Annotated in this window: 18 protein-coding genes; 9 read left to right on the top strand and 9 right to left on the bottom strand. The window is 52.7% G+C overall.

The annotated features are described in order from the left end of the window. Window positions 1-418: 418 nt before the first annotated feature. The 3 genes from SH449x_RS16010 to SH449x_RS16020 form a co-directional block, all read right to left on the bottom strand. Window positions 419-745 carry an SUI1 family translation initiation factor gene (locus SH449x_RS16010; protein WP_482377080.1) on the bottom strand — a complete coding sequence of 109 codons (327 nt, stop codon included), beginning with the start codon at window positions 743-745 and terminating at the stop codon, window positions 419-421. A gap of 32 nt (window positions 746-777) precedes the next feature. Further along, complete coding sequence (locus tag SH449x_RS16015; protein WP_482377081.1) at window positions 778-2697, bottom strand: DNA gyrase/topoisomerase IV subunit B; 1920 nt, start codon at window positions 2695-2697, stop codon at window positions 778-780. A gap of 73 nt (window positions 2698-2770) precedes the next feature. Then, complete coding sequence (locus tag SH449x_RS16020) at window positions 2771-5239, bottom strand: DNA gyrase/topoisomerase IV subunit A (RefSeq protein ID WP_482377082.1); 2469 nt, start codon at window positions 5237-5239, stop codon at window positions 2771-2773. Between the two features lie 267 nt (window positions 5240-5506). Between SH449x_RS16020 and SH449x_RS16025 the strand changes: the two genes are divergently transcribed. Next, window positions 5507-5947 carry a hypothetical protein gene (locus tag SH449x_RS16025; RefSeq protein WP_482377083.1) on the top strand — a complete coding sequence of 147 codons (441 nt, stop codon included), beginning with the start codon at window positions 5507-5509 and terminating at the stop codon, window positions 5945-5947. A 116-nt stretch (window positions 5948-6063) separates the two neighbouring features. Continuing rightward, window positions 6064-6513: a hypothetical protein gene (locus SH449x_RS16030; protein ID WP_482377084.1), complete on the top strand. Its 450-nt coding sequence runs from the start codon at window positions 6064-6066 to the stop codon at window positions 6511-6513. Window positions 6514-6863: 350 nt separating this feature from the next. Here the strand turns inward: SH449x_RS16030 and SH449x_RS16035 are convergent, their stop codons facing one another. Then, entirely contained in the window at window positions 6864-8474 is a 1611-nt protein-coding gene (locus tag SH449x_RS16035) for a hypothetical protein (protein ID WP_482377085.1), read from the bottom strand. 103 nt (window positions 8475-8577) lie between these two features. Beyond that, the gene (locus SH449x_RS16040) at window positions 8578-9315 is read right to left on the bottom strand and encodes an SDR family NAD(P)-dependent oxidoreductase (protein ID WP_482377086.1); all 738 of its coding nucleotides are present in this window, start codon (window positions 9313-9315) and stop codon (window positions 8578-8580) included. Between the two features lie 636 nt (window positions 9316-9951). On the opposite strand from SH449x_RS16040, the gene rho reads away from it, so the two are divergent. Both rho and rnpA read left to right on the top strand, forming a co-directional pair. Further along, window positions 9952-11313, top strand: coding sequence for a transcription termination factor Rho (gene rho, locus SH449x_RS16045; RefSeq protein ID WP_482377087.1), 1362 nt, complete (start codon window positions 9952-9954; stop codon window positions 11311-11313). 11 nt (window positions 11314-11324) lie between these two features. Beyond that, on the top strand, window positions 11325-11708 hold the full coding sequence (gene rnpA / locus SH449x_RS16050; protein WP_482377088.1) for a ribonuclease P protein component: 384 nt from the start codon (window positions 11325-11327) through the stop codon (window positions 11706-11708). A gap of 111 nt (window positions 11709-11819) precedes the next feature. On the opposite strand, the gene SH449x_RS16055 is transcribed toward rnpA, so the two are convergent. Together SH449x_RS16055 and SH449x_RS16060 are read right to left on the bottom strand one after the other, a co-directional pair. After that, window positions 11820-13778 carry a hypothetical protein gene (locus tag SH449x_RS16055; RefSeq protein WP_482377089.1) on the bottom strand — a complete coding sequence of 653 codons (1959 nt, stop codon included), beginning with the start codon at window positions 13776-13778 and terminating at the stop codon, window positions 11820-11822. Window positions 13779-13835: 57 nt separating this feature from the next. After that, window positions 13836-15368: a thioredoxin family protein gene (locus SH449x_RS16060; RefSeq protein ID WP_482377090.1), complete on the bottom strand. Its 1533-nt coding sequence runs from the start codon at window positions 15366-15368 to the stop codon at window positions 13836-13838. 77 nt (window positions 15369-15445) lie between these two features. Here SH449x_RS16060 and SH449x_RS16065 point away from each other — a divergent pair, with 77 nt between their 5' ends. From SH449x_RS16065 to SH449x_RS16080, 4 genes are all read left to right on the top strand, one after another. Continuing rightward, the gene (locus tag SH449x_RS16065) at window positions 15446-16213 is read left to right on the top strand and encodes a Cif family virulence factor (RefSeq protein ID WP_482377091.1); all 768 of its coding nucleotides are present in this window, start codon (window positions 15446-15448) and stop codon (window positions 16211-16213) included. 342 nt (window positions 16214-16555) lie between these two features. Beyond that, window positions 16556-16792 carry an acyl carrier protein gene (gene acpP, locus SH449x_RS16070; protein ID WP_482377092.1) on the top strand — a complete coding sequence of 79 codons (237 nt, stop codon included), beginning with the start codon at window positions 16556-16558 and terminating at the stop codon, window positions 16790-16792. Window positions 16793-16903: 111 nt separating this feature from the next. Beyond that, complete coding sequence (gene fabF, locus SH449x_RS16075) at window positions 16904-18142, top strand: beta-ketoacyl-ACP synthase II (RefSeq protein WP_482377093.1); 1239 nt, start codon at window positions 16904-16906, stop codon at window positions 18140-18142. A gap of 98 nt (window positions 18143-18240) precedes the next feature. Beyond that, on the top strand, window positions 18241-19248 hold the full coding sequence (locus SH449x_RS16080; RefSeq protein ID WP_482377094.1) for a mechanosensitive ion channel family protein: 1008 nt from the start codon (window positions 18241-18243) through the stop codon (window positions 19246-19248). Window position 19249: 1 nt separating this feature from the next. Here SH449x_RS16080 and SH449x_RS16085 read toward each other — a convergent pair whose 3' ends face one another. After that, window positions 19250-20284, bottom strand: a complete 1035-nt coding sequence (locus SH449x_RS16085) for an arginine N-succinyltransferase (protein ID WP_482377095.1) — start codon at window positions 20282-20284, stop codon at window positions 19250-19252. Between the two features lie 288 nt (window positions 20285-20572). Between SH449x_RS16085 and SH449x_RS16090 the strand changes: the two genes are divergently transcribed. Further along, on the top strand, window positions 20573-21436 hold the full coding sequence (locus SH449x_RS16090; protein ID WP_482377096.1) for a hypothetical protein: 864 nt from the start codon (window positions 20573-20575) through the stop codon (window positions 21434-21436). Window positions 21437-21661: 225 nt separating this feature from the next. Here the strand turns inward: SH449x_RS16090 and SH449x_RS16095 are convergent, their stop codons facing one another. Next, entirely contained in the window at window positions 21662-22720 is a 1059-nt protein-coding gene (locus SH449x_RS16095; protein WP_482377097.1) for a DUF1559 domain-containing protein, read from the bottom strand. Between the last annotated feature and the right edge of the window lie 7 nt (window positions 22721-22727).

The raw sequence follows: 22727 nt of genomic DNA on the forward strand, positions 1-22727 counted from the left end.
CGGGTACGGGCTCGATGTTCATGCTTTGCCAGTCGCCAGCAATATCGCGGGGGTGGCCCAAATACCCACCCCAACCGTTGAATTGTTGCCCACACTTCGAGAAAGAATCCGAACCTGAGTAGGTTCCTAGTATTAGTTTTTCGGAATTGACCCAACGGCTGGGAATTGTAAAGAAACTAGCCCCTCGCAGTGCTGTTTCCGGGTCGAAAGTCCCAATACCATGTTGTCCCTGCCGTTTCTCTGAGCCCTAAGGAGCCACGCTATGTCGAGCAAGGAATAAGCTTCAAGCGATCTTGGAGAGGTTTGCACTGGCGGCGTTGCAGGAGCATTTGGGGCCGGTGCAGTTAGAGCAGTAGTTTGTTTACCCAACTACAGGATCGATTACGTAGTCGAGATGCCTGAACAGCAAGTGAAAGACTTAAACGCGAAATCCAAGTTCTTTGAGCTTCGCCTGGATTATCTCTTTATGATCTCCTTGAATCTCGAGACCCGATTCACTTAAACAACCACCTGCGCCGCAAGCGTTCTTTAACTGAACCAAAACTTCTTTCTGCTGCTCCTCGCTACTGCTAAACCCGGTGATCGACGTCACCATCTTTCCCTTCTTGCGTTTTTCAACCTGCAATCTGAGCTTTTGTTTGCTGGGCGGCACATCTGGCGGCGGACACTGACACACCTTGATATCAGCGTGGCATCGATCACACAAAACGGGCCGCTCCAGCGATGTGCCGTCAAATAGTCCCATGACACTGCTCCGATATCTAACGACTCATCAGACTACACATCGATTTCCTGCGCGTCTTCCGCTCGCTCCATGATGAAATTGAATCGAGCCGATGCATCACGACCCATAAGATCCGCCACGACTCGATCGGTTTCAAGTTGATCGTCAATGTCGACCCGCAGCAATCGTCGTGTCACCGGATTTAAAGTGGTCTCCCACAGAGTCTTGGGCATCATCTCTCCAAGCCCCTTAAACCGCTGGATATCAGGCTTTGAGCGAGCATCAGCCTTGGCTAGAATTCGTTCTCGGGCGGCATCGTCTGCCGCCCAAAACGTCTCCTTGCCAATATCGATTCGATACAAGGGTGGCAATGCAATAAAGATTCGACCACCACTGATCAAACCAGGCATATGACGATAGAAAAACGTAAGTAGCAGCGTGGTAATGTGATGCCCGTCGGAGTCCGCATCTGCCAACAAGATGACTCGTTCGTAGCGAAGCCTGGAGATATCAAAATGATTTCCGATGCCGCATCCTAACGCCGTTACCATGTCCTGGATCTCTTTGTTCTCCATAACCTTCTTCAAGCTCGCACTCTCGGTATTGAGCACTTTGCCTCTCAAGGGCAAAATGGCTTGGTAGTTTCGATCGCGGCCTTGCTTTGCACTACCACCTGCCGAGTCACCTTCGACGATGAATATCTCGGAATTGGCCCTGCCCGATCCTAGACAATCGCTAAGCTTGCCCGGAAGCATCGCTCCCCGAGACGTACTGCTCTTGCGAGATACCGATTCCGAAGCGGCTCGCGATGCCGCCCGAGCTCGCGACGCAGCAATGATTCTGGCAACAATCGATTCGGCAATGGTGCGATTGTTGTTGAGCCATTGCTCGAGGTTCGCTCGGACTGCTCCGTCGACGGATGCTTGGGCTTCGGGATTGTTCAATCGGTCCTTGGTCTGCCCCTGGAATTGCGGATCTCCAACAAAGATGGACACGACGGCGACTAAACCTTCTCTGAGATCTTCTGGACCGATCTTGACACCTCGAGGTGTAAGGTCGTGCGTCTCAATATAGTTTCGTAATGCCTTGCCGAGACCGGATCGAAATCCGTTTTCGTGAGTACCACCACTGGGGGTTGGAATTCCATTGACGTAGCTACGGACGTGTTCGTCGGTAGACTCAGTCCACTTTAGCGCAATCTCAATTCGCTCATCACCGTCCTTGTGCAAGGTAAATGGGACTTCGTGGATCGTGCTAGCTGAGCGTTCTGCGATCACCTTGTCGAGGTAATCGATGATTCCGTTCTCATGATGAAACGTGGTCTTATCGCCACTTTGTTCATCGTGGTAAACCACCTTAACACCGCGATGTAAAAAGCTGGTAATCTCCAATCGCTGCTTGATGGTGTCGCTATTGAAGTCGGTTTTCGGGAAGATGGTTGGGTCGGGGGTGAAGGTGATCGTGGTCCCGGTACCTCGAACGGTTCCTTTCCCTTTGAGTAACCCCGTAATCGGTTTACCTTGAGAAAACTCCATCTTGTACTCAGCGCCATCCCGTTTGACGACAGCGATCAAATGCTTGGAGAGTGCGTTTACCGCCGATGCACCGACACCGTGGAGACCACCCGATGTCTTGTAATTCTTTCCCTCGAATTTGCCTCCTGCGTGCAGAATGGTGAGAACCATTTCCAATGCACTTTTTTTCGTCTTAGGGTGTTTATCGACCGGAATTCCTCGACCGTTATCCGAGACCGTTACCGTCCTACCATCTTTGTGCAAGGTCACCAAGATTTCCGTCGCATGACCATTCATGGCTTCATCGACGGAGTTGTCGAGAATCTCCCACACGAGGTGGTGCAAGCCCGACGATCCAACACCACCGATGTACATACCCGGTCGCTTTCGGACCGGATCGAGCCCTTCGAGTGCGACAATGTCTTCGGCGGTATAAGTGGTTTTTGGAGGAGTTGCCATTTTTGGTTGTCTTGGTTGGATTATGGATGGAGTCGATTGCAATGTACAGTAAGCCTAACGATAGCCGTCAGTCTCACTTTTCCGGGAAGGACTCCGGCGCAACAGGTGGCTCGGTAACAATCCGGGATATTTTGCCATTCTTTTGGAGCTCGATTCCACGCCCTCCACGACCGGTGACATTGTACTTGGCAGTCGAAACCGTCTTTTGAGCACCGCGATTGGTTTCGACGACCAGTAAATCGCGATCACCTGTTGAGGCTTTGAAACCGAGCAGTTTGTCCGTCTTGGCCAATTTGATCAGCATGACCCCTTTACCTGCCCCCGAGAGATAGTTGATTTCCTCGGCGGAGCAAATCATGGCGCGGCAATCTGCAGAGACAGCTAGGATATTCTCTGTCCCGTGCATCGCAATAACTCCGACGATCTCTGCGCCAGTAGCGCATCGAGCATAGCGGCGTCCGCTGCGTGTCGAGGGATCGGCAAAGGAACGTAATCCGAATCGCAACGCATAACCATCGCTCGAGGCGGCAAAGCCATGAACCTCGGGGCATAGATTCGGTTTCTTGGGATTCTCCTCAATGTTGCCGATGACACGTGGGTCGAACGACATGATCGAAACAATGCGCTCGCCATCCTTCAGCTTGAAGAGCTTTTGAATCGGTTCACCGTACCCGGACGAAGGGGGAATATCAATGAATCTAGCCGTGTAGCAAACCCCCAACGACGAAAAGAAGCCGATCGTCGAACGAGTCGAACCCGCGACGCAGCCCAGGACGCTGTCTCCCTCACGCATGCGGCTCTTGGACGGATCAGCAATTTGTTTTTGGCGTTTGACCCAACCATCGGTCGAAAGCATTACGTGGCAATCTTCCTCGACAATGAAATCCTCTTCTGAGAACTCAGCCTCTTCCTCGATAGTGACGATTTGTGTTCGCCGAGCGCTCCCCTTGGACTTGGTAAACGTTTTGATGATCTCTTCGATCTCACCGCGCACGATGCCCCAACGTCCTGAGGAATTGGTGTCGTCAGTATTCTCTTTGAGCAGTTTTTGAATTTGGCGGGCTCGGGCCCGTTTATCTTTGAGCTCTTCCTGGATCAGATTGATTTCCAAGCGAGCCAAGCGATAGAGTTTGAGCTCCAGAATTGCATCGGTCTGTTCGGCATCGAGCCCACCTTTCTCGGCAGGGAATCGCTTCATAATTTTATCCGCAGCATCCGCCTTACCCTCCGACTTGCGAATGATACGAATGATCTCGTCGAGCGCATCAAAGACGCAGACAAAGCCCTCGAGAATATGCATTCGCCGTTCGAGGTTATTGAGCTCATTTTGCAATCGTGCCGTGACGACCTGGAGCCGGAAGTGCAGAAAGTGCCATAGGATTTCTTTCAGTCCTAGGCGTTCAGGTCGTCCCACGAGTGGATTCTCCGTGGGAACCAAACAAGTCATATTGACGTTGAAGTTGGTTTGCAACGGAGTGTGCTTGTACAGATACGCCAACACCTTGGCTTCGTCGGCATCTTTGCGGAGTTGCAAATCGATGCGTATCTCATCGGTGGAAACGTCGCGAACATCTTCGAGGAGGGGCATCTTGCTGCTAACAACAATCTCGGCGATTCGCTCAACTAACGTGGCTTTGTTGACCGCGTACGGGATCGATGTGATGTGCAGAATCTTGCTGCCCGACTTGAGCGTTTCGCCTGAGGTGGTCGTGCCTCGTAGTTTCAAGGTACCTTGACCGATGCGGTAGATCTCGCGGAGCTCTTCTTTTGTGTTGACCAGCATACCGCCGGTGGGAAAGTCGGGACCTTGGACGGCATCGTTGGCAACGAGTTGATAATCTTTGATATCGGGATCGCGAAGAAGTTTTAGAAGAGCTTTGCAAACTTCTTCTAGGTTGTGCGTCGGAATATTGGTAGCCATTCCGACCGCGATACCGGTAGCCCCGTTGACTAACAGGTTAGGAACGCGGCTCGGGAGAACGACAGGTTCTTGGCGAGTGCCGTCATAGTTAGGCCGATAGGGAACGATCTGTTGGCCTAAGTCAGCGATCAGTTCCGCCGCGATGGGGGACATCCGACACTCGGTGTATCGCATGGCAGCCGCGTTGTCGCCGTCGATCGAACCAAAGTTACCGATCCCGTCGACCAAGGTTTCTCGCAAGGCCCAAGGCTGAGCCAATCGGACCAAGGCATCGTAGACAGACGTTTCGCCGTGAGGGTGGTAATTACCCGTGACGTTACCGCAGACGAACGCACACTTACGAGGCTTGGATTCGTAGCGGATGCTTAGCTGGTCCATCGCATAGAGTATGCGCCGCTGCACCGGCTTCAGACCGTCTCGTACGTCGGGGAGAGCTCGGCTGGTGATGACCGAGAGGGAATAGTTGAGGTATCGCTCCTGGGCTGCCGTACGGAGCTGTACGGGGTCGATGTTCTGCGTGGATGGATCTTCGAAGGGGGAGGTGGTTTTGGCCCGACGAGACTTCTTTGCACCCGAGCTTCCGCCAGAGTCCGGTTCGTCGTTTCCTGTTCTTTTCGCCATAAACTATCTCAAATTCTAATCTCGATGGGGGGCAAGCTGATCCGGGCAGAGTGAGGCCTGGGGAGGGAGAAGGTTAAATTATAACGATCGGGAGGTCTACGCTAGAATTCTCGGTACAAGGCAAATTGTCTGCACGTTCAGCATGGGGTTTTTGCAAAAACGCCCCCTTCGAGGTGAAACGCTGGCATTCTTGGAGGTGACGGGCCGATGAAACCGGGCGATAGGGTCATCCAATCGAAGACTAGGTAAAACTCAAGGAGAGGTAAGATGCTACGGAAGGTTTCGACAACACTGGTGATGGCGGCGGGATTAGCCGTAGCGCATGCTGGCAGCGTGAACGCACAATGTCCAGACGGCGGTTGCGGAGGCTACGTCCCCATGGGGATGGCGAGAGGTGGGGATAGTTTCGGAAACATTTACGGCCGAACGACCCAGCCCCTTTTCGACAACTACTTCACCCGCGGCTACGCGAACGAAGCAGAGGCGGGGCTTTACGTGTCGCCGATTGGAGTTCCGGGGTGGGTTGGTCATACGTACAACACGTACCAACCACTCTACCCACACCAATTCCTTTACCCCCATCACGATCGGTACCATTCCTACTATGACAACGGAATGGGATTGAATCGAACGCATGCGCATTACTACTCGCCACCTGTACGAACTGCAGGCAAGCGAATCTACAAAAAGCTCGAGATTCCTCGCTGAGGATAGGTCGAGACGAGTTGGCTGAGTCGGAGACCAGTCGGAAGATTTTCACTTTCCTACTCATCACGGAACGATGGGGATGGAGTTTCACTGGTTTCCAAAAGGGACATTCGTCCATGATTCAACGATTTATTGCCGGGATGGTTTGTTTCGGGCTCATCAGCCTTTGTACACAATCGGCCGAAGCTCAGATGTTTGGTGGGCGGATTGCTGGAGCTCGTACCGTCGGTAGCGGCACCCCAAATGATGCGGGTTCGCGAGCAGCTTGGTTATCGAGATCGACTTGGGGCGACTACTGGGCCTATGAGCAATCGATGCAGAAGCCGTGGCACGGAAATTACTACTATCTGAAAACTGGTCAACCGACCGCTCTCATCGTCCCTCCCACGGTGACGATGCAGTCGAACTACTCATGGGGTGTTTCCCAAAACACCATGACGCCTGTTTGGCATCAGTTCAGCGGACGTGCGTCTAATGGTGGAGGTGGAGGCATGTTCTACGCAACACCATACTGGCCGAGCCACACCGATCAGTTCGGTGTCTACCCCGTTCGCGGCCCTTGGTAATCCGCACCTCGCATCGCGGCGAGACAATCCGAAGCGAAGCTATCTACGCCGGCTGCCATCATGGTGGCCGGTTTTTTATTTACAGATCAAAAAGTGGGATACCAATCTTTCGACCTACATTTTTCGCCAGCCCCGGCTTGTATGGATCGGATCTCCAGCAGATTCATGGAGGCCAGCCGATTGGAAAACAGGTGATAGTGATTCGAAAGCATCGAAAAACCAAGAAGGTCGATCCCCATGAACTTAGTGAGTTTCCGGAATGCGACTAACACCGTGGACGATGGACACCTCGTCCGGTGCAAAGTTTTCCACCCGAGAAATGCGGGCGATAAGAACCTGCCGCTTGCTGCTCAAACGCTTGCGGCGCGCGATCTGGCTGTTCCGAACGCAGAGATGAACCCAAGTGCAAGCCAAAGCAAATCGGTTACCGCAAAGACTTTTTGCACACTTCCAATAAATGAGCCGTCTCCTAGCTCTTCCTTCAGTTCATCCGGTGGGACCCACTGTGGACCGAGGGGTTCGGAATTCCATCCCGGGTGACGGATCTTAGTCTGGGCTACCCGTTCCTCCTGTTGCTCTCCAGTGCTTGCGAGCCAAATTGGGTTCGCGATACTCCTAAGCTCGATCTCATCTCGGCCAAACGCTTCTGTTGCAAGATTTTCGAACAACTTGAAAGCCATTGCGTTCTTCGTGACAAACTCGATACGATTCGTAGCATGCTCCTGCAAGTTAGCAGGAAGGTCACCGTTGGCTAGTAGTTCGTCGACGATTACGACAAAGCTTGTTTCGTCCGGGATGAACGTTGGGTCCAGCGTGACTGCCTCGCGAAGAAGCGCATCCAGCCCTTGCGAATCGCGTTGCTTCCAGATTGCTAACACTAGCTCCCGCAAGGTGTCGGACCTCAGCTTAAACACATCGTCAGGCGTGCTGGTCAGATAGCTGTCCGATGTGTTGACCGATTTCAACAAATAATCCGAAGCAGCTATTTCGTATTCGGCATGCTTCCTGAGTTCACCTTCGAGTTGATCTGGTGCGTTCAAAAGCAGGATCTTAGCGGCCGTCGCATAGGCGGGGTCAAATATCCAGTCTGGATGACGCTGACGGGCGTTGTCAATCCAGAGTTTCTTTTGTTCCACCGTGGCAGCCCCGACGGCGTTACGCACTTCGTTGCGAAAATCCGCCATCTCCCTAGTCCAAGTTTCCGGGTTGGCATTAAAGCCTCCGATCTCTCGGCCGTTGATGACGAGATTTGGGCGGTTCGACTGTTCGAAGTAATCTTTATTAAAAGACTCAGCTATCCGAGTCTTCTCAGCATTATACTGATTGTCCGCTAATTGCTGATCAACGTAAGCGTGTTCGTACTTGTTGGAAATGACGAGGTTTTGAAAGTTCTCGAACGCATTCATTCCCAAGGATGCGATCATGATAAACGCAACCATGATTAGCTTCGAAGCTAATATTGAACAACCAGCGATGCACGCGACCATGAAGCAGTAAATAGCGGACCCATTCTTTGCGATCGAACCAGCAACTAAACCAATTAGTGCACCGATGCCCCATGCCAAAATTCCAAGTTCGACTTGAAAGATTATTATGATCGCCAGCCAAGCGATCGCGCAGACCCCTCCTACAAAGATCGCGGCCATGAGGCCCAGGAGCGAAGCTCCGAAAGAGGATTTAGGAGCTGGCGTGGATTCGAGACTCGCGGGATATTCGTACGCGGTTGCCGGTTCGGCTGCACTAGGCTGCGGTTCACCCCGTGAAAAATCTTGTTCCGATCCTAACTCATTCCGGCCCAATGTTGAAGAAGGGAAGTAGGGTGCGGTTTCCTCGAGATCCACTGAGGGAACATCTACGACAGCACCACAGCCAGGACATTTGGCTTGCTGTCCCGCGTATTGTACGGAGACCGCTAGCTGCGTATTACAAAACGAGCAAAGGAATTCGATTTTGTCCGACATTGTGGAATTCTCGGGCAACAGTGAGAAGAAGTGAATCGGCTACACGCTCACAGTTTAACCGATCCTCATTTCGCTCACAGCGCGTGCCCTGAGAAATTCTTGTTTAACGCATCGGAGGTAATATCTTTAGCGATCCAAGTCCGCCGTCAACTCCTAGAACTTGGCCCGTGATCCAGGAATTTTCCTTGGAGGCGAGGAAGTAAATTGCGGCTGCTATGTCCTCTGGTTCCCCAAAGCGTTGCAAAGGATGGAGAGATAGCGAGGCCTCCGAGCTGCGTTCGTTTTTCCAAATACGTTCGGTTAAGGGAGTCTTTACCAATCCTGGGGCTACGGCATTGATGCGAATCTTTTTGGCAGCATAGGTCGCCGCCGCAGAGAGGACGAGCCCTTCGATCCCCGACTTGGACGCCGCGATGGCTTCATGGTTTTGCATGCCAATCTGAGCGGCAGCAGAGCTTAAGAGAACGACAGAACCACCGTTTGGACCAAATCGGGAAATCGCAGATCTCACTACCCCTGCGGCAGTCGTCAGATTGGTCCTTATCGTATCCTCCCAATCTTTCTGAGAGGTTAAGTGAAGCGGTTTCAGCAGAACTGAACCAGCCAGATTCACAGCACAATCGATTTCTCCGAGTACGCCTTGAGCTGCCGAGAAATGTTGGTCGAGCTGCTGCCAGTCGCTCGCATCGCAAGCGGCGTAGCCCCAGCCGTATTGATCCGCCACGGCCTGCAAGCTTTCAGCATTTCGTCCGATTAAAAACGCCTCGCCACCGCTCTTGGAAATCTTGTCGCACAGTGCCCTGCCAATCCCGCCGGCAGCTCCGATGATAACAGCCTTCATTGATTTCCTTAGCCTTTAAACCGTTTATAGAGCCCAGGCGAATGACATTACGTCTACGTTCTGGAGCGTCGAAACTACTTCGCCAAGCTACAAATTCAACAGCTCAGCATGCGTACAATAGGCTTGTGGCAAGGGTTGAGACTGCTTCAAACTCGTATTTTTGGGGAAAATTGCTGCCCAATCCCTCCAAGTTTCGCAGGATCACTTGACACGGTTTGCTCAACGTGTAAGACTTGAATGCACGTAGTCGACACTCATCATGTTTATGTAAGGTGAGTTCGGCAGCGGTTATCGGGTTGAAATCAGTATGTTTCGCAGTCCCCGATAGCACCTCGCGGTTTCTTCGTGGAAAAGATTACTCCAAAAAGGCTTCTTGTTCCTTTTGGTTGGCTAGCTCCCGGAGTTTGGATCCCTCGCTGGATGTTTGGCTTTGCCAAAAACGTTGTTCGGCGGCCCAAGGGTTCTGCTCGCGAAATGTAGATTTGGACCTACCTAGGATCGAGGGTGGAATCCCTCCAGTGCAGTGACAGCCCGAACATTGCTGGCCTAAGCAGCGTCCCGTTCGATTCGATTTTTTTGTTCTTCCCACGCTGGTAGATTTATAATCCCAGTTCCCTTCTTTTTCGGATTTGGAGTATGCCCAAGAAAAAGCGATTTCGTTCCCGACTTCATGATGATGGTTTAGGAGCTTCTGGCGGTTCTCGCCCCCGCGTACGCAGGCCACGACGACGAAGAGGCCCGGGTTATCAGCAGGCCTTCCAAGGTGAAGATGGTGTTTCCACAGAGGCTGTCGGCGAAGACGGCGAACCACTTCCTGAAGGTGAAGAGGGAGCCGAAGGACAATCCACCGGCCAAGCCACAAAAGCGCCAGAAGAACCCGGCCAAGAGTTTTTCGGCATGCTCGAAATGCATCCGAACGGGTACGGTTTCCTCCGCTCCTCGGAAAACAACTACTCGCGAGAACGCACCGATCCATTTGTGCCGGGCACGATGATCGAAAAGTTTCGTTTGAGACAAGGGCTTAAAATCCGGGCCATCATGCAGCAAACCCGGCGTTCCCAAGGGCCTAGGGTTCGAGAGATCCTCGATATCGAGGGGATGAAACCCGAAGAGTATGTAAACATTAAACCGTTCGACACATTGACCCCCATCAACCCCGAACGATGGCTCAAGCTGGAGATCGGTGCACAACCCATCACCAATCGCGTTATCGATTTGCTAGCTCCGCTCGGACGTGGTCAGCGAGCTTTGATAGTTGCTCCTCCTCGGTCGGGCAAGACCATTATGTTGCAGCACATATCCAAGGGGATCGCTCGCAACTATCCTGAGGTTGAACTGATCGTATTGCTCATCGACGAGCGACCTGAAGAAGTTACCGACATGCGTCGGAATCTGGAACGTGGCGAAGTTATCGCGAGTAGCTTGGACGAAGACGTCGAATCTCACGTCCGTCTTAGTCAGCTAGTGGTAGATCGCTGCCGACGTCTGGCCGAAATGGGTAAAGACGTGTTCCTGCTCATGGACTCGATCACTCGATTGGCGCGTGCGTTTAACAAGTATGTGGGCAATAACGGGCCTACTATGAGCGGTGGTGTTAACATCAAAGCCATGGATATCCCAAAGAAGCTGTTCGCAACAGCACGTGCGTTCGAACACGGCGGCTCGCTGACCATCGTCGGAACGGCTCTAGTGGACACAGGCTCGCGTATGGATGAACTGATTTTCCAAGAGTTTAAGGGGACGGGCAACATGGAACTGGTGCTCGATCGCAAACTTTCGGATCGCCGAGTTTGGCCTGCGATCGATATTTCGCAGTCTGGTACGCGACGTGAAGAGTTGCTGCACGACGCAGACACCTATCATGCTGTGACCATGATCCGCCGAACGCTTAACTCGATGCATCCGGTTGAAGCGATGGAGCAGCTTACCAAGCAGTTGTCTCGCTTTCCAAGCAATGCAGAATTCTTGAAGCTTATCGCGAGCGCCAAGAACGACTAGTGGATCGATTGATGAGCGATCAATCGTTTCCCTCTAAGTTCCGCATCAAGTCTAGGCTCGATTTCGATCGAGTCTTTCGGGAAGGAGTTGTTGTGGCGGACAACGTCTTGGTGCTGCACGCAATTCCGAGACGGATTGACCGTCCCGATCCTCCACGTCTCGAGTTCCCACGTCTTGGGCTGAGTGTTTCCAAGCGGGTTGGCAACGCACCGACTCGCAACAAATGGAAGCGTCTCATTCGCGAAGCGTTCCGCAAGCAACGCATCGAATTCCCACCTTTGGATATCGTCGTTCGCCCCAAAAAGGGAGCAGAACCGGTCTACGAAGCCATCTATGCTTCGCTCCCCACGCTGGTCGCGCGTGCGCAATCCAGAATTGCACGTACCTCAAGCTGAGAGGTAGCTGGCTCGCGAGCGAACCCCGCTGGTTTTGGGGGCTGTCGAAAAATGTGTGTCGAAAGATACAGTATTCATTTTTCGCCACACATCTTTCGACAGTCGGTTGCTTTAGAATCCAGGAGCCGATGTCCTTGGGCCACCGCCGATGCCATGAATGCGGCCTCGTGGTGCGATGCCTTGGACCTTTACTGGGATGTCCATGACATGCTCGGCAACATTGCCAGCAGCATCGAACGCTTTGATCTTGATGTAGATCTCAGGTGGCAAGCTCGGGTCGGCTGGCCAAATGTATCGTCCGCTATTCTTGAGGCCTGTCGCAATTTCTTGCCAGGGGCCATCCACGGTCGACGAATAGTAGAGCGAAATGGGGCGTTCGCCGAAGTTGGGATCGTTTGCCAGGTATTCGATGATCATCGAGCCTGCCTCTGGACCTCGTCCGTAGAGTGCACTCTGAAGTCTTAGGCGGGGCGGCTGTGTGTCGACCTTGACCCATGCATCGGCATCGTCACCGTTTCGCGGACGGTTCTGTGCTAGTCCGTTGTTGCCGACGATGACCATGCGAAAGCCGAACAGGCCGTCGCTCTCCACCTCAATATCAAACGGTGAGGCGCGATCAGGATCGTCGCCCCAATAATCCCAGGTTTTGCCACCATCGACAGTTCCCCAGAGCTCCACGGTTCGAACCGGAACCCCAAGGTCGTTTTCGATGCCGTACTCTAGGCTAAAAGCACGGGAGCCTGAAAACAGTGGCTCGGTCGACGTCGCTACCGGTTCACTTATCATGGGAGGAATCGGCGACATTGAAACTGGTAGGCCAGCGGCCGGCAGGTTTGTTTGGTCCAACGATGACGATCCTAACGTGTTTGGGCCGAGCCAGGGGGTTGGTTGATCACCTCGCGAACGGTTCCCGATTTCCGCAACGCGCGGAGCAATAGGATCGATACCCATTCTTTCGTTTATAGCTCGCAACTCTTCGTCGGACAGAGGTCTTACAGGGGGGCTTTTACTAGGTCCTAACAAGAGTCCCGAAGCAGAGACTCCTCTCGAATCCATCGAGTCAGGCCGTTCGAGCGGGAAGGTTGGTTCCATCGACTTGGCGGTGGATGCTTGACGCTGCTGATTAAGCAGTTGCTCGATTAGTTTTTGCTGGTTGTCGATCAGTTGCTGCTGAGCTCCCAGTGGGTCAACAAGAGGTTGCACCGGTGCGTTGCTCGATTGACCTAGGACCTGAACCTTCGGCAAAGCTTCGTCTGGCCTGGCAGCTCCCGATCCGATAGCTGCGCTCGAGGTCTCGCGTTCGCTCTCGTTGTATCGATTAGGTTTGCTGGCTAGTTGAAAGCCATTTCGTCCGGCGGCGGTCTTGGGGATATTCGGGGTGCGAATCACCTCAAAGGCGTTGCCCGCCTTGTCACGGCCTTTGAGTCGCACGTTGATTTGACGAGTGGTTTGGGGGATGCTCCAAGTGCCGTAGCCTGTCCAATCGCTACTGTTACCCTGTTTCTGAAGATCGAACGGAATTGACTCCCAATCATCGGAGTCTTCGGTTTGAAAGTCGAGGGTAATGGAGGCTTGATCCAGATTTTGATCGGAAATGGATATCCTCGCATTCAGATCGCCGTACGGATCCATCTCAATCGACAGTTTGGCAGTCGGCTTGTCCGTGTCAACGCAAATATGGAGAGGCTCACCAGGATTGCTAAAGGTGCGTCCCGAATCATCCACCATCTTAAGGCGGAAGAGAAAGTCACCATTCTTAGGTGAGCTGAATCGAAACTGCCGAGTTCTCACATCCCCTCGGGACACAATGTACCATGTTCTGCCAAGGTCCTCGGACGCTTCGAGGATCACCTCGCGAGGTGGTACTCCGTTCGGATCAACCTGAAAGGGTATGATGAATTCGGGTCTTGCCCAGTAGACAACATCGTCCTGTGCTTGAGCCTCAGTCGCCGCCCCCAAGGCAAGCGACATGCCGATGACCGCGACAAGCAACCTTCTTGATCGCGATCGCGTCGACAGGCTCGCGGCAGAGATTGTGGTTTGGCACAGCATAGGATCAAGATCGAACATGGGAATCGGTCAGCTTATTTGACTGGTCGGGCGACTCAGTGGTGAAAGTAAGTGAGACTATCGAACTTGTGACGGACCTGGTTTCTCTGCCACGCGTTCTGGCGATTCGCTCCGTTGCAAAATCTCGGAGTAGTAGGCTTCCATCTGTTGAAACTCATCGCAGTTTTGTTGATTCGCGAACAAGAATACTTTGCCCGTGGTTGGCTGAAAGGATCCGAATTCACTTCGACCGTCGATCAGATGTCCGGTCTTAACAAAATGAATCAGGTCATAGTTGCTCAAGGCGGGCGCGAACGAGTCTGGCTCGTCGAGGAACATCTTGCGAGCTTGCTCGGACGAACAAAAGTAGACGCGACCACGATGACGCACAGCGAACTCAGGTCTGCCCTCGACCCAGCAATCCGCAGATTTATTTCTGATTGCCATGACCAAAGTGACAGGACAGAATCCATCCAGGCCGTGTTGAGCGGGAGATATTTTTTGCGATGCTGGAGGGGCCACGCGTGGATCCAGGTTAAAGTCGGAGGCAGGGGTTCGGAGATTGGCAGCGATGGGCTGTGCGGCAACAGGGCGACTTGCCACCGGCACGGATGATCCTGAAGGGGAGGTCTCCATGCTCGGCGTACGTTCTGTAACGGGGTTCGATGGAGATGAATGCGAATCAACTCGTCGAACGGGCTGTTCTGCGACGCTGTTGTGCTGTTGGCTCATTGCATGCGATTGCGCAGGTGGCACCACAACAGGTCCCGAAGCGACGTAAGGATTGTCGATTCGTCTTTGCTTAAGCTCGGATGGCGATTGGTTGGTTGTCGGGGGAAGGCCAGCGATCCGACTCTGGGTAATGACCGGGTGGGGCGCCGGTCCCGTCAACGAGGGAGATATGGGAGACTGTCCCGCTTGGATAGCTTGAGCAGCGGTTCTGTTCGCAAGCCGTTGGTTTTGGGATTGTCTGGCTGCCATCTGCTCGACGTTCCAATCGGCACATTGCAGAGACACTCTATCCACCAGTTGGGCATAAACGGCGGGATCTTGCGGACTCGTGGTCCGATAGAGCTCTTTGCCAGTGGGAGTAAGATAGACATCTGTCGGCCAGCTTCGGACTTGGTATCGGTCGCGAAGCTCTTTCTGGCGGTCTCCATTGATTTTGATCGCGACCATTTGCTTGTTGATTTTGCCAACGAGCTCGGCGTTCTTGTAAGCTCGCTTTTCAAGCATTTTGCAAGGCGGGCAGCTTTCACCATAAAAGTGAAGCATGATTGGAAACTGCTGAGAATTCGCGTACTGTACCCCGGCGTTAAAATCGTCGAACCAACGAATCGATAGATCTTCCGCGAAAACGGAAGGGCTGAGCAAGCACAGGATTCCTGACAGAACAAGAATCGATGGGAATCCAGTCTTCAACATTTCTCTCTCGCGACGTTCTTTCAGGGGCGTTTGTGGGCTGAGCATATACACACATGGTTTCGGATCGGTGTATTGCTGATGAGAAGTTGAATCGAATTTGCCAGATCTGCCGAATTTTCCGGTCGCAATGGTGGATGGCTTTAGCCAGCTTTTTTCGTTGCAGTGAATACTCTCTTGACGTGGCATGCGTCGACGGGTTATTCCACTTCTCATCAGGGAAAGTGACAGACCCAATCACTACTTAGGGAACGGATACCAAAAAAATGAAGAAGCAAATTTGGGCCTCGTTGGCCTTGTCAACCGTGTTTTATGTAGGTTGTGGCGGTGGAGATCAGCCGGTAGCCGAAGCACCTCCGCAGGTTTCCGCTGGCTCCCAGTCTCAACTGGTTTCCACCGGCAATGCCTCAACCTCCGCTATACCTTCTCAAGCCGCAGTGCCAAGCGATCCGAAAGAGATCGTTCGCGTCTTTCTGGAAGCTATGCGTAAAGGTGATGGACAGCAGCTTGCTGCGTTGTTCACCGATGCCGCTCGCCGGGAAATCGAACGTCAAGGGATCGCTATCGAGCCACCAGGATCTGCACAGGCCACGTTCACCATTGGTGATGCGACCATGGAGGACGGTGAAGTCCTCGTGTCCTCGACCTGGCTCGAACCAGAGGTCGAAGGGCAGGCTCCCCAATCAATGGAAGTCGTTTGGGTGCTGCACAAAGACGTGCCAGGTTGGCGGATTGCGGGCATGGTCGTTGCGACCGGGCCTTCAGAAGACGATATTGAAATTGTGAACTTTGAGAACCTCGATGAGCCGACTGTCGAGCAGCCTTTGCCTCCACAAGAGCGTGTTGCCAACTTGCCCGGGGCTCCGAGCGGTGGCAACGTCTCGGGACTGCCGAGCCTCCCACCAGCGGGGGATCTTCCACCTGCCGGCCTACCACCTGCCGGCCTACCACCTGCCGGACTGCCTCCTGCTGGCCTACCACCTGCCGGAGGGTCGGCTCCTTCGGGAGGGCTCCCGCCGTTCAATCTCAAATAGGTAGGGCGTTGATCCGAAGCAATTTAGCGGGCTTCCGCTGTTTGCTCGGCAATATGAGGCCCGAGAGTTAACAAGGAGCCTGCCTGGAATGGCAGGCTTTTTCGCTAGATCGGCGTGAAAACCGAACGGGACGCCTCAAATCGTAGATTCCGCCAAATCGGATTTGTCATCCCAAGGCTGACAGACTCAATTTTTCTTGGGATAAAGCCTTTGGCCTTCATCAGAAGTTCCTTTTTGCTAGAATCCGACACGTTCCAGGGGACATTTAACGGAGTTCCTTGGATGAAAAAACCTTTCTTATCCAATGAATTTTAATTAAGCAGCTGAGGGGAGCACCCTGTTATGGCATCTATTGAGGAACGAGTCATCGATATCGTTGCGGAGCAATTGGGCGTCGAAAAAGACAAAATTACCCGCGATACCCACTTCGTTAACGATCTCGGAGCAGACTCGTTGGACACGGTCGAGTTGGTAATGGAACTCGAAGAAGAGTTCGATATCAGCATCCCAGAAGACGCTGCTGAAAAGATCCAGCGAGTGGGCGAAGCGGTTGCGTACATCGAAAAGCAACAAGCGTAGAGTGGCCCACGATAGATTTATCATGCCAGTAACGAGCCGTTCAACGGTGGACCGCTCAAGTATTGCTGGCTGGTAAAGTATCGCCAGCGGACGAGGTAGAGCGGAAAAGCGATGAGACGACGTGTCGTAGTTACAGGTTTGGGGTGCGTGACCCCACTTTCTTCGGATGTCAACGAACTGTGGGATGCGATCGTTGCTGGAAAGAGCGGGATTCATCCCCTCTCGATCATCGATACCACCAACCAGAAGGTCAAGTTTGGTGGCGACGTTCAGAATTTTGAACCCGGCGCCTCTGTCGATGCGAAAGAAGCCAAACGCCTCGATCGCTTCACCCTGTTCGCCATGTACGCAGGGTACTATGCGGTCAAAGACTCAGGGTTGGACTTTTCAAAAGAAGATCCTTTTCAATGCGGTGCCATCCTAGGCTCAGGCATCGGTGGACTCAACGAAATTGAAGAGCAAATGTTCCGCCTCTTCAGCAAAGGGCCAGACCGCGTCAGCCCTTTCACCATCCCCAAAATGATGTTGAATGCCGCTGGCGGAAACTTGGCTATTCAGTATGGGCTCCAAGGTCCCAACTTTGCCGTTGCCACCGCATGCGCGAGCAGCAATAACGCGATGGGAGACGCACTCAAAGCAATCCAATACGGCGAAGCAGACATTATGCTTACCGGTGGCACCGAAGCCGCCATCACGGCCATGGGTGTCGCTGGCTTTGCTAACATGAAAGCCCTCTCCACTCGTAACGACGCACCCGAAAAAGCTAGCCGTCCATTCGATGCTGACCGAGACGGATTCGTTCTCAGCGAAGGATGCGGAGTGCTCGTTTTCGAAGAATACGAACACGCTCGTCGTCGTGGAGCCAGAATCTACGCCGAAATCTTAGGCTACGGAGGATCCTGCGACGCAGGGCATATCACCGCTCCCGACGAACAAGGACGCGGTGCCAGCCGAGCTATGACAAACGCCCTTCGCGATGCGAAACTTTCGCCCGATCAAGTCTGCTATATCAACGCCCACGGGACCAGCACCCCTCTCGGCGATAAAGCGGAAACCGTAGCGATTAAGAACGTCTTTGGTGAAGCTGCGAGGAAAGTGGCCATATCCAGCACGAAAGGTCACTTGGGCCACGCTCTCGGGGCAAGTGGTGCTATCGAGATGATCATCTCCATTCTGGCCTGCTACAAAGGTGTCGTCCCTCCCACGATCAACCTGGATACCCCTGATCCAACGTGCGATCTGGACTACACTCCCAATGTTGCTCGAACGACCAATGTTAGAGTCGCCATGAACAACAGCTTTGGTTTTGGTGGCCACAACGCGACCATGATCTGTGGGCGAGTCGATTAGAACTGGTCGTCTGAAACCCCTCTGCCAAAACTGCTCTTCATTCGATGACACCGTTTTGCTAACTCATTGCGTGGGTGATTCTACAATGAGGTGGCTGAATGGATTCCGTCTTGAACAGTTTCAATAGCATCAAGAATGCAATCATAACAGGTGACTGGAACGCACTTTGGGAAATCGGAGAAAGCTCCCTGCTCAAGGCGGTCGAAGCCTTGCTGCTGATGGTGCTATGCTACTTCGCTGCGAAGTACATTTCCCGAGCCGTCGCAGGCCCTCTCTCCAATAGAGTTGACCAGACGGTCGGCAAGTTCGTCGAAAAGCTCGTCTATCGAGGCTTGTTAGGGTGCGGCCTGCTCATCGTTCTCGCTTACTTTGGCGTTCAGTCGACAAGCTTCGCCGCATTGATCGCAACGATGGGATTTGCGATTGGCCTCGCCTTTCAAGGAACCCTGTCTAATTTTGCTGCCGGCATTCTGATGCTGGTCTTTAGGCCATTCAAAGTCGGAGACTTAGTTGTCGCTGGTGGAGTAACGGCTCGCGTCCACGAGATCGATCTGTTTCACACCATTGTCGATACGCTCGATAATCGCCGCCTCATCATCCCGAACAACTCCATCTCCACCAACACCATTGAGAATATTACCTACCATCCGTACCGCCGCATCGAAGTTCCACTAAGCATTTCGCTTCAAGCGAACATGGATATCACACGGGCGGTGCTGCACCGAGCTCTGGAATCCATTCCTGAGATCCGAAACACAGATGAAAAGCGGCAACCACAAGTTCTTATAGTGGGTGTTACCAACATATCCGTCGAATGGGTCGCCCGCGGCTGGGCCCCCACAGCCGACTTTGTCGTCGTTCGCGACAAGGTTATCTATCAAATCATGAGCTATCTTAATCAATCCGAAATCGCTATCGCGGCACCGCAAATGGAGGTTAGGCTCAAAGAGAATTCCGAGGCGGCTTTCGTGAACGGGGCAGGCTCCTCGATAGGAAGGGTATTCCCCGTGGGTGCCGAGGCGGATCAAATCGGTGCAAATGATGGTTCGGCTGTTGCGGCGATTCCAAGATTAACACCTCGCCGCACCGAATCCATCACATCTTGAGCTACTTGCCTGACTCTGGATCCAAGAACAGCACCATCACCGGATCCGCAGGCTGGAGATGAAGCCATTCGATCGATTCCGCAGTAAGCCCGATTCTAGCACTGCCCTCCTCTTGAGAAATGTCGACTCGGGTTTGAATCGTGACGAAGGGACGAGCGATGCGAGCCACTAAAGCTTGCTTGGTTCCGAGCGTTTCCGAAGCGAACCAAGCCATGCGGTGGGAGTTGGCGACAGCCAGAATCTCTGCTGTTTCGCATTCCACCACGGGGCCTCCATCAAAGATGTCAATCAAGGCGTTCCTTCGAAATCCTTGAGATTCCAGCATGGCTAAAGCTGGACGCGTTTGTACATGCACCTGGCCGATCGCTTCGAGAGCGTCATGCGGTAGCAATTCCAGATAGATCGGGTACTTGGGCATCAAGTCGCGGATAAACTTTTTGTTGATCATCGATAGAGAATCGGCTCGAGGAAAGTCGACTTTGAAAAAGTGAGCGCCGATGGCCTCCCAGAAGGGGCAAACTCCTTGCTCATCCTGATAGCCACGCATCTCGGCAATCGTCGTGCTTGCAAATCGTTTTGGATGAGCTGCCATATATAGAAAGCGACTCATGCTCAGCAGTCGACCGCAGCCTTTACCTCGGTAATCGGGCAAAAGGAACAAGCTACCGATTTCCGTTGGGCCGTTATGCTCGGTAACCAAGTGCAAGGAATGCACGAGAGTCTCGAGCTGTAACATTTCGCTGACGGCTTTGCTACTTTCAATTTTGTACGCGTAGAACGGCTCGTAACCCCCGGTTTTGGAAAAGATACATGACGTCCCGATAAGCGATCGGGTCGCCATATCTTCGAGCACTAAAACATAAGGGGCCCCCTCGGCTTTCTCGATCGTTCTCGAGAACGCGAAGACAGATTTTTCCAGCCGATCCCTAAGGGTATCCTTGTCGATCTGAAGCGAAGTCATGCCCACGCTAGCTTGTCCAACGAGGCCCCACAGTTCATCTAGATCTTCCAAAGTGGCTTCACGGATTCGAAACACGGCACGTTTTCCCTACTTGGTACGAAGCATCCGATGGATGAGTTACTTGTTTAGATAGCGAAGAGGTTGAAGGAGGATTCGTGTATTCTCTCAAATTTAAAGTCTCTCGCTACGCGCATTTCGTGAAATCCCAGCGTCTGTAACCAAGGGCTGTTTTTGCGGCTGGACGTGAGCTAATCGCTTTTGATAAGCTCCTCTAGCACACCTTCTCAAGCCAACCCTAATCCCCGATCTATTATGGTTCAGCGGCATTGCGCAAAACAAGTCGGCATAGTAATTCGCCTTTGCATGCTGGCGACACTTTTGTCGACCTGCACGGCTTGCGGAGTGCTGCGGCCACATGGGATTCATCGGGTTCGGAACAATCTTCCGACCAGCTTAACCCCGGACAGCGAACCGATCGTGGAACGGGGCAAGTCTCGTCCTGTGATTGATGCCTTTGGGTGGGTTTGGGGAGTTCCTTCAAAGATCATTCTGTGGAATCGTCGCATTGAGAATCACAATATCTCTCCTGAAACGGAGCAGCGGTTGGTCGAGTACATGGAAGAGAATGAGCTGTACGACGTTAAAGCTCGGTTGAACCAGTATCGACCGCTGGACGATTGGCGGCGATTGGTTCGCAACAAATCGGTAGCTTGGCCTTGGCGATACACGTTTGGTGTCGTCGCGACGGCGGGCGAGACGATATTTCCCGGTCGTTTGTTTGGTGGCGATCACTATAATCCTTATACGGCAACCATCCATCTCTACAGCGACGTTCCTGCCATTGCGTTGCATGAAGCCGCGCATGCCAAAGACTTTTCCAATCGTCGTTACCCAGGAACTTATGCTGCGCTCTACACGTTGCCGGTTGTGCCGCTGTATCATGAGCGAGTGGCTACGAATGACGTGTTAGCGTATGCAGAGAGCCGGGGTGATCTCGAGCTTCTACGGGAAAGCCGTCATGTGCTCTACCCAGCCTATGGAACGTATGTTGGCTCTGCGGCGGGAACGGCAATCGGCCAATTCCAAACACCTCTTTATGCGGCAGGCGTGTTAGCTGGCCACGCAGCTGGACGTTATGAAGCCAGTCAAATAGGCCAATCCTTCTCCACCTCCATTCCACCACTCGAAGACCCGAACTCTCCCCCCGGAGTCAACCAACATCCGTAGGCCGCAACAAGGGTTGCTATAACGATATTTGTACAAATAAACTAGTGCAGCGGATCTTGTTAAAGATCCCTGCCCCCCAGGGCTTATTGAAACACTTGTTTCAGATCAAAGCTTAACTCGCAGTTGCCAAGCATGATTGAGATGGATGAGTTACCGAGAATGATGTCGGCATAGTCTAGTCGTAACCTAATTGTTTTCGTCGGCAATTCCTCCGCCCTCATTCAGCTAGTATACGTCGAGGACCTCAGACTCGGCATCTAACAATTGACGAAGGACCTCGCGATCAATGTCTTTCGACATGAAACCGACTGAGCCGTCTAGCCGTCCAAAGTTCGCTCCGCCCGTATGGTAGGATGAAATGACCCCGCGGCTATGCCCTGGTCGCTGTCCGTCCAAATTGACTCCAATCGAATCCTCGGTCACTTCGGCATCTCTCGGTTCGCTCCAGATAATTCGTTGCCCACATGCCTCGACTAGTACGATCTTTCCGTAATAGGACTGCGAAAGACTAGACGAGGGACGATGGAATTCACTGGTAACTGTCCCGCCACCGGTTGCCATGGCGTAGGCGGAATAGACGACTGCCTTCTGCGGATTCTTAAATTGTCGAATCGAATCGGGGTCGCTTGGACAAGTGTAGATGGGAGGAGCAACTCCGTAATACTGTAGAGCTTCGTTCTGAGGGCTGTCCCATGACTGACCTTGATCATACTTTTCGTACAAACGGCTCTGTTCTAGGAATGGCAATAAACTCACTCGCCAGGAGACAGGGTCTCCGTTAGAGCCTATGCCTGCGGGAGTTGGAAACCGTTTAGACGAGCTATCGTAATTATGCATTCCTAAAAGAATATATTTCAAATTGCTCGAACAATGCATCCGACGAGCTGCTTCTCGGGCTGTCGGTACGGTAGGCAATAAAAGACCAATTATAAACAGAAGCAACACTCCTGTCCCCACTATCGCTACCACAGGCGTACTACCCGATTGCTTCTTGAGTCGGACGGTAACGATACCAAATGTCACTGCAATCAATATAGAGAAGTAGAAAAAAGCACCCACAAGAAATGGAGTCTCATAGGATGGAGCTGTTTGACCACGAACAACAATCGCCATAGAGATGGGAAATAATGAAATCATTAAGACCCAAAGCTGAGATTGCTTCGCCTTTCGTTTGGATCGTCGTAGCAGTAACGCAAACGGTAGCGTTGCGATCACCAACAAACTGAGGTGGACGACAACCGTCCACCAAGAAAACTCGGAAACCGTATCAGGAAACGGGTACATATAGCTG

The organism is Brakhagea baltica (genome assembly GCF_052161605.1).
GTDB lineage: Bacteria > Planctomycetota > Planctomycetia > Pirellulales > Pirellulaceae > JBKCUI01.

Bases quoted from the DNA above. Each gene is read 5' to 3' on its own strand.
- SH449x_RS16080 (WP_482377094.1), top strand. From the start codon at position 18,241: ATGGATTCCGTCTTGAACAGTTTCAATAGCATCAAGAATGCAATCATA.
- rnpA (WP_482377088.1), top strand. From the start codon at position 11,325: ATGAGCGATCAATCGTTTCCCTCTAAGTTCCGCATCAAGTCTAGGCTC.
- SH449x_RS16010 (WP_482377080.1), bottom strand. From the start codon at position 745: ATGGGACTATTTGACGGCACATCGCTGGAGCGGCCCGTTTTGTGTGAT.
- SH449x_RS16060 (WP_482377090.1), bottom strand. From the start codon at position 15,368: ATGCCACGTCAAGAGAGTATTCACTGCAACGAAAAAAGCTGGCTAAAG.
- SH449x_RS16065 (WP_482377091.1), top strand. From the start codon at position 15,446: ATGAAGAAGCAAATTTGGGCCTCGTTGGCCTTGTCAACCGTGTTTTAT.
- acpP (WP_482377092.1), top strand. From the start codon at position 16,556: ATGGCATCTATTGAGGAACGAGTCATCGATATCGTTGCGGAGCAATTG.
- SH449x_RS16090 (WP_482377096.1), top strand. From the start codon at position 20,573: ATGCTGGCGACACTTTTGTCGACCTGCACGGCTTGCGGAGTGCTGCGG.
- SH449x_RS16015 (WP_482377081.1), bottom strand. From the start codon at position 2,697: ATGGCAACTCCTCCAAAAACCACTTATACCGCCGAAGACATTGTCGCA.
- fabF (WP_482377093.1), top strand. From the start codon at position 16,904: ATGAGACGACGTGTCGTAGTTACAGGTTTGGGGTGCGTGACCCCACTT.
- SH449x_RS16020 (WP_482377082.1), bottom strand. From the start codon at position 5,239: ATGGCGAAAAGAACAGGAAACGACGAACCGGACTCTGGCGGAAGCTCG.
- SH449x_RS16025 (WP_482377083.1), top strand. From the start codon at position 5,507: ATGCTACGGAAGGTTTCGACAACACTGGTGATGGCGGCGGGATTAGCC.
- SH449x_RS16035 (WP_482377085.1), bottom strand. From the start codon at position 8,474: ATGTCGGACAAAATCGAATTCCTTTGCTCGTTTTGTAATACGCAGCTA.
- SH449x_RS16040 (WP_482377086.1), bottom strand. From the start codon at position 9,315: ATGAAGGCTGTTATCATCGGAGCTGCCGGCGGGATTGGCAGGGCACTG.
- SH449x_RS16030 (WP_482377084.1), top strand. From the start codon at position 6,064: ATGATTCAACGATTTATTGCCGGGATGGTTTGTTTCGGGCTCATCAGC.
- SH449x_RS16055 (WP_482377089.1), bottom strand. From the start codon at position 13,778: ATGTTCGATCTTGATCCTATGCTGTGCCAAACCACAATCTCTGCCGCG.
- SH449x_RS16095 (WP_482377097.1), bottom strand. From the start codon at position 22,720: ATGTACCCGTTTCCTGATACGGTTTCCGAGTTTTCTTGGTGGACGGTT.
- rho (WP_482377087.1), top strand. From the start codon at position 9,952: ATGCCCAAGAAAAAGCGATTTCGTTCCCGACTTCATGATGATGGTTTA.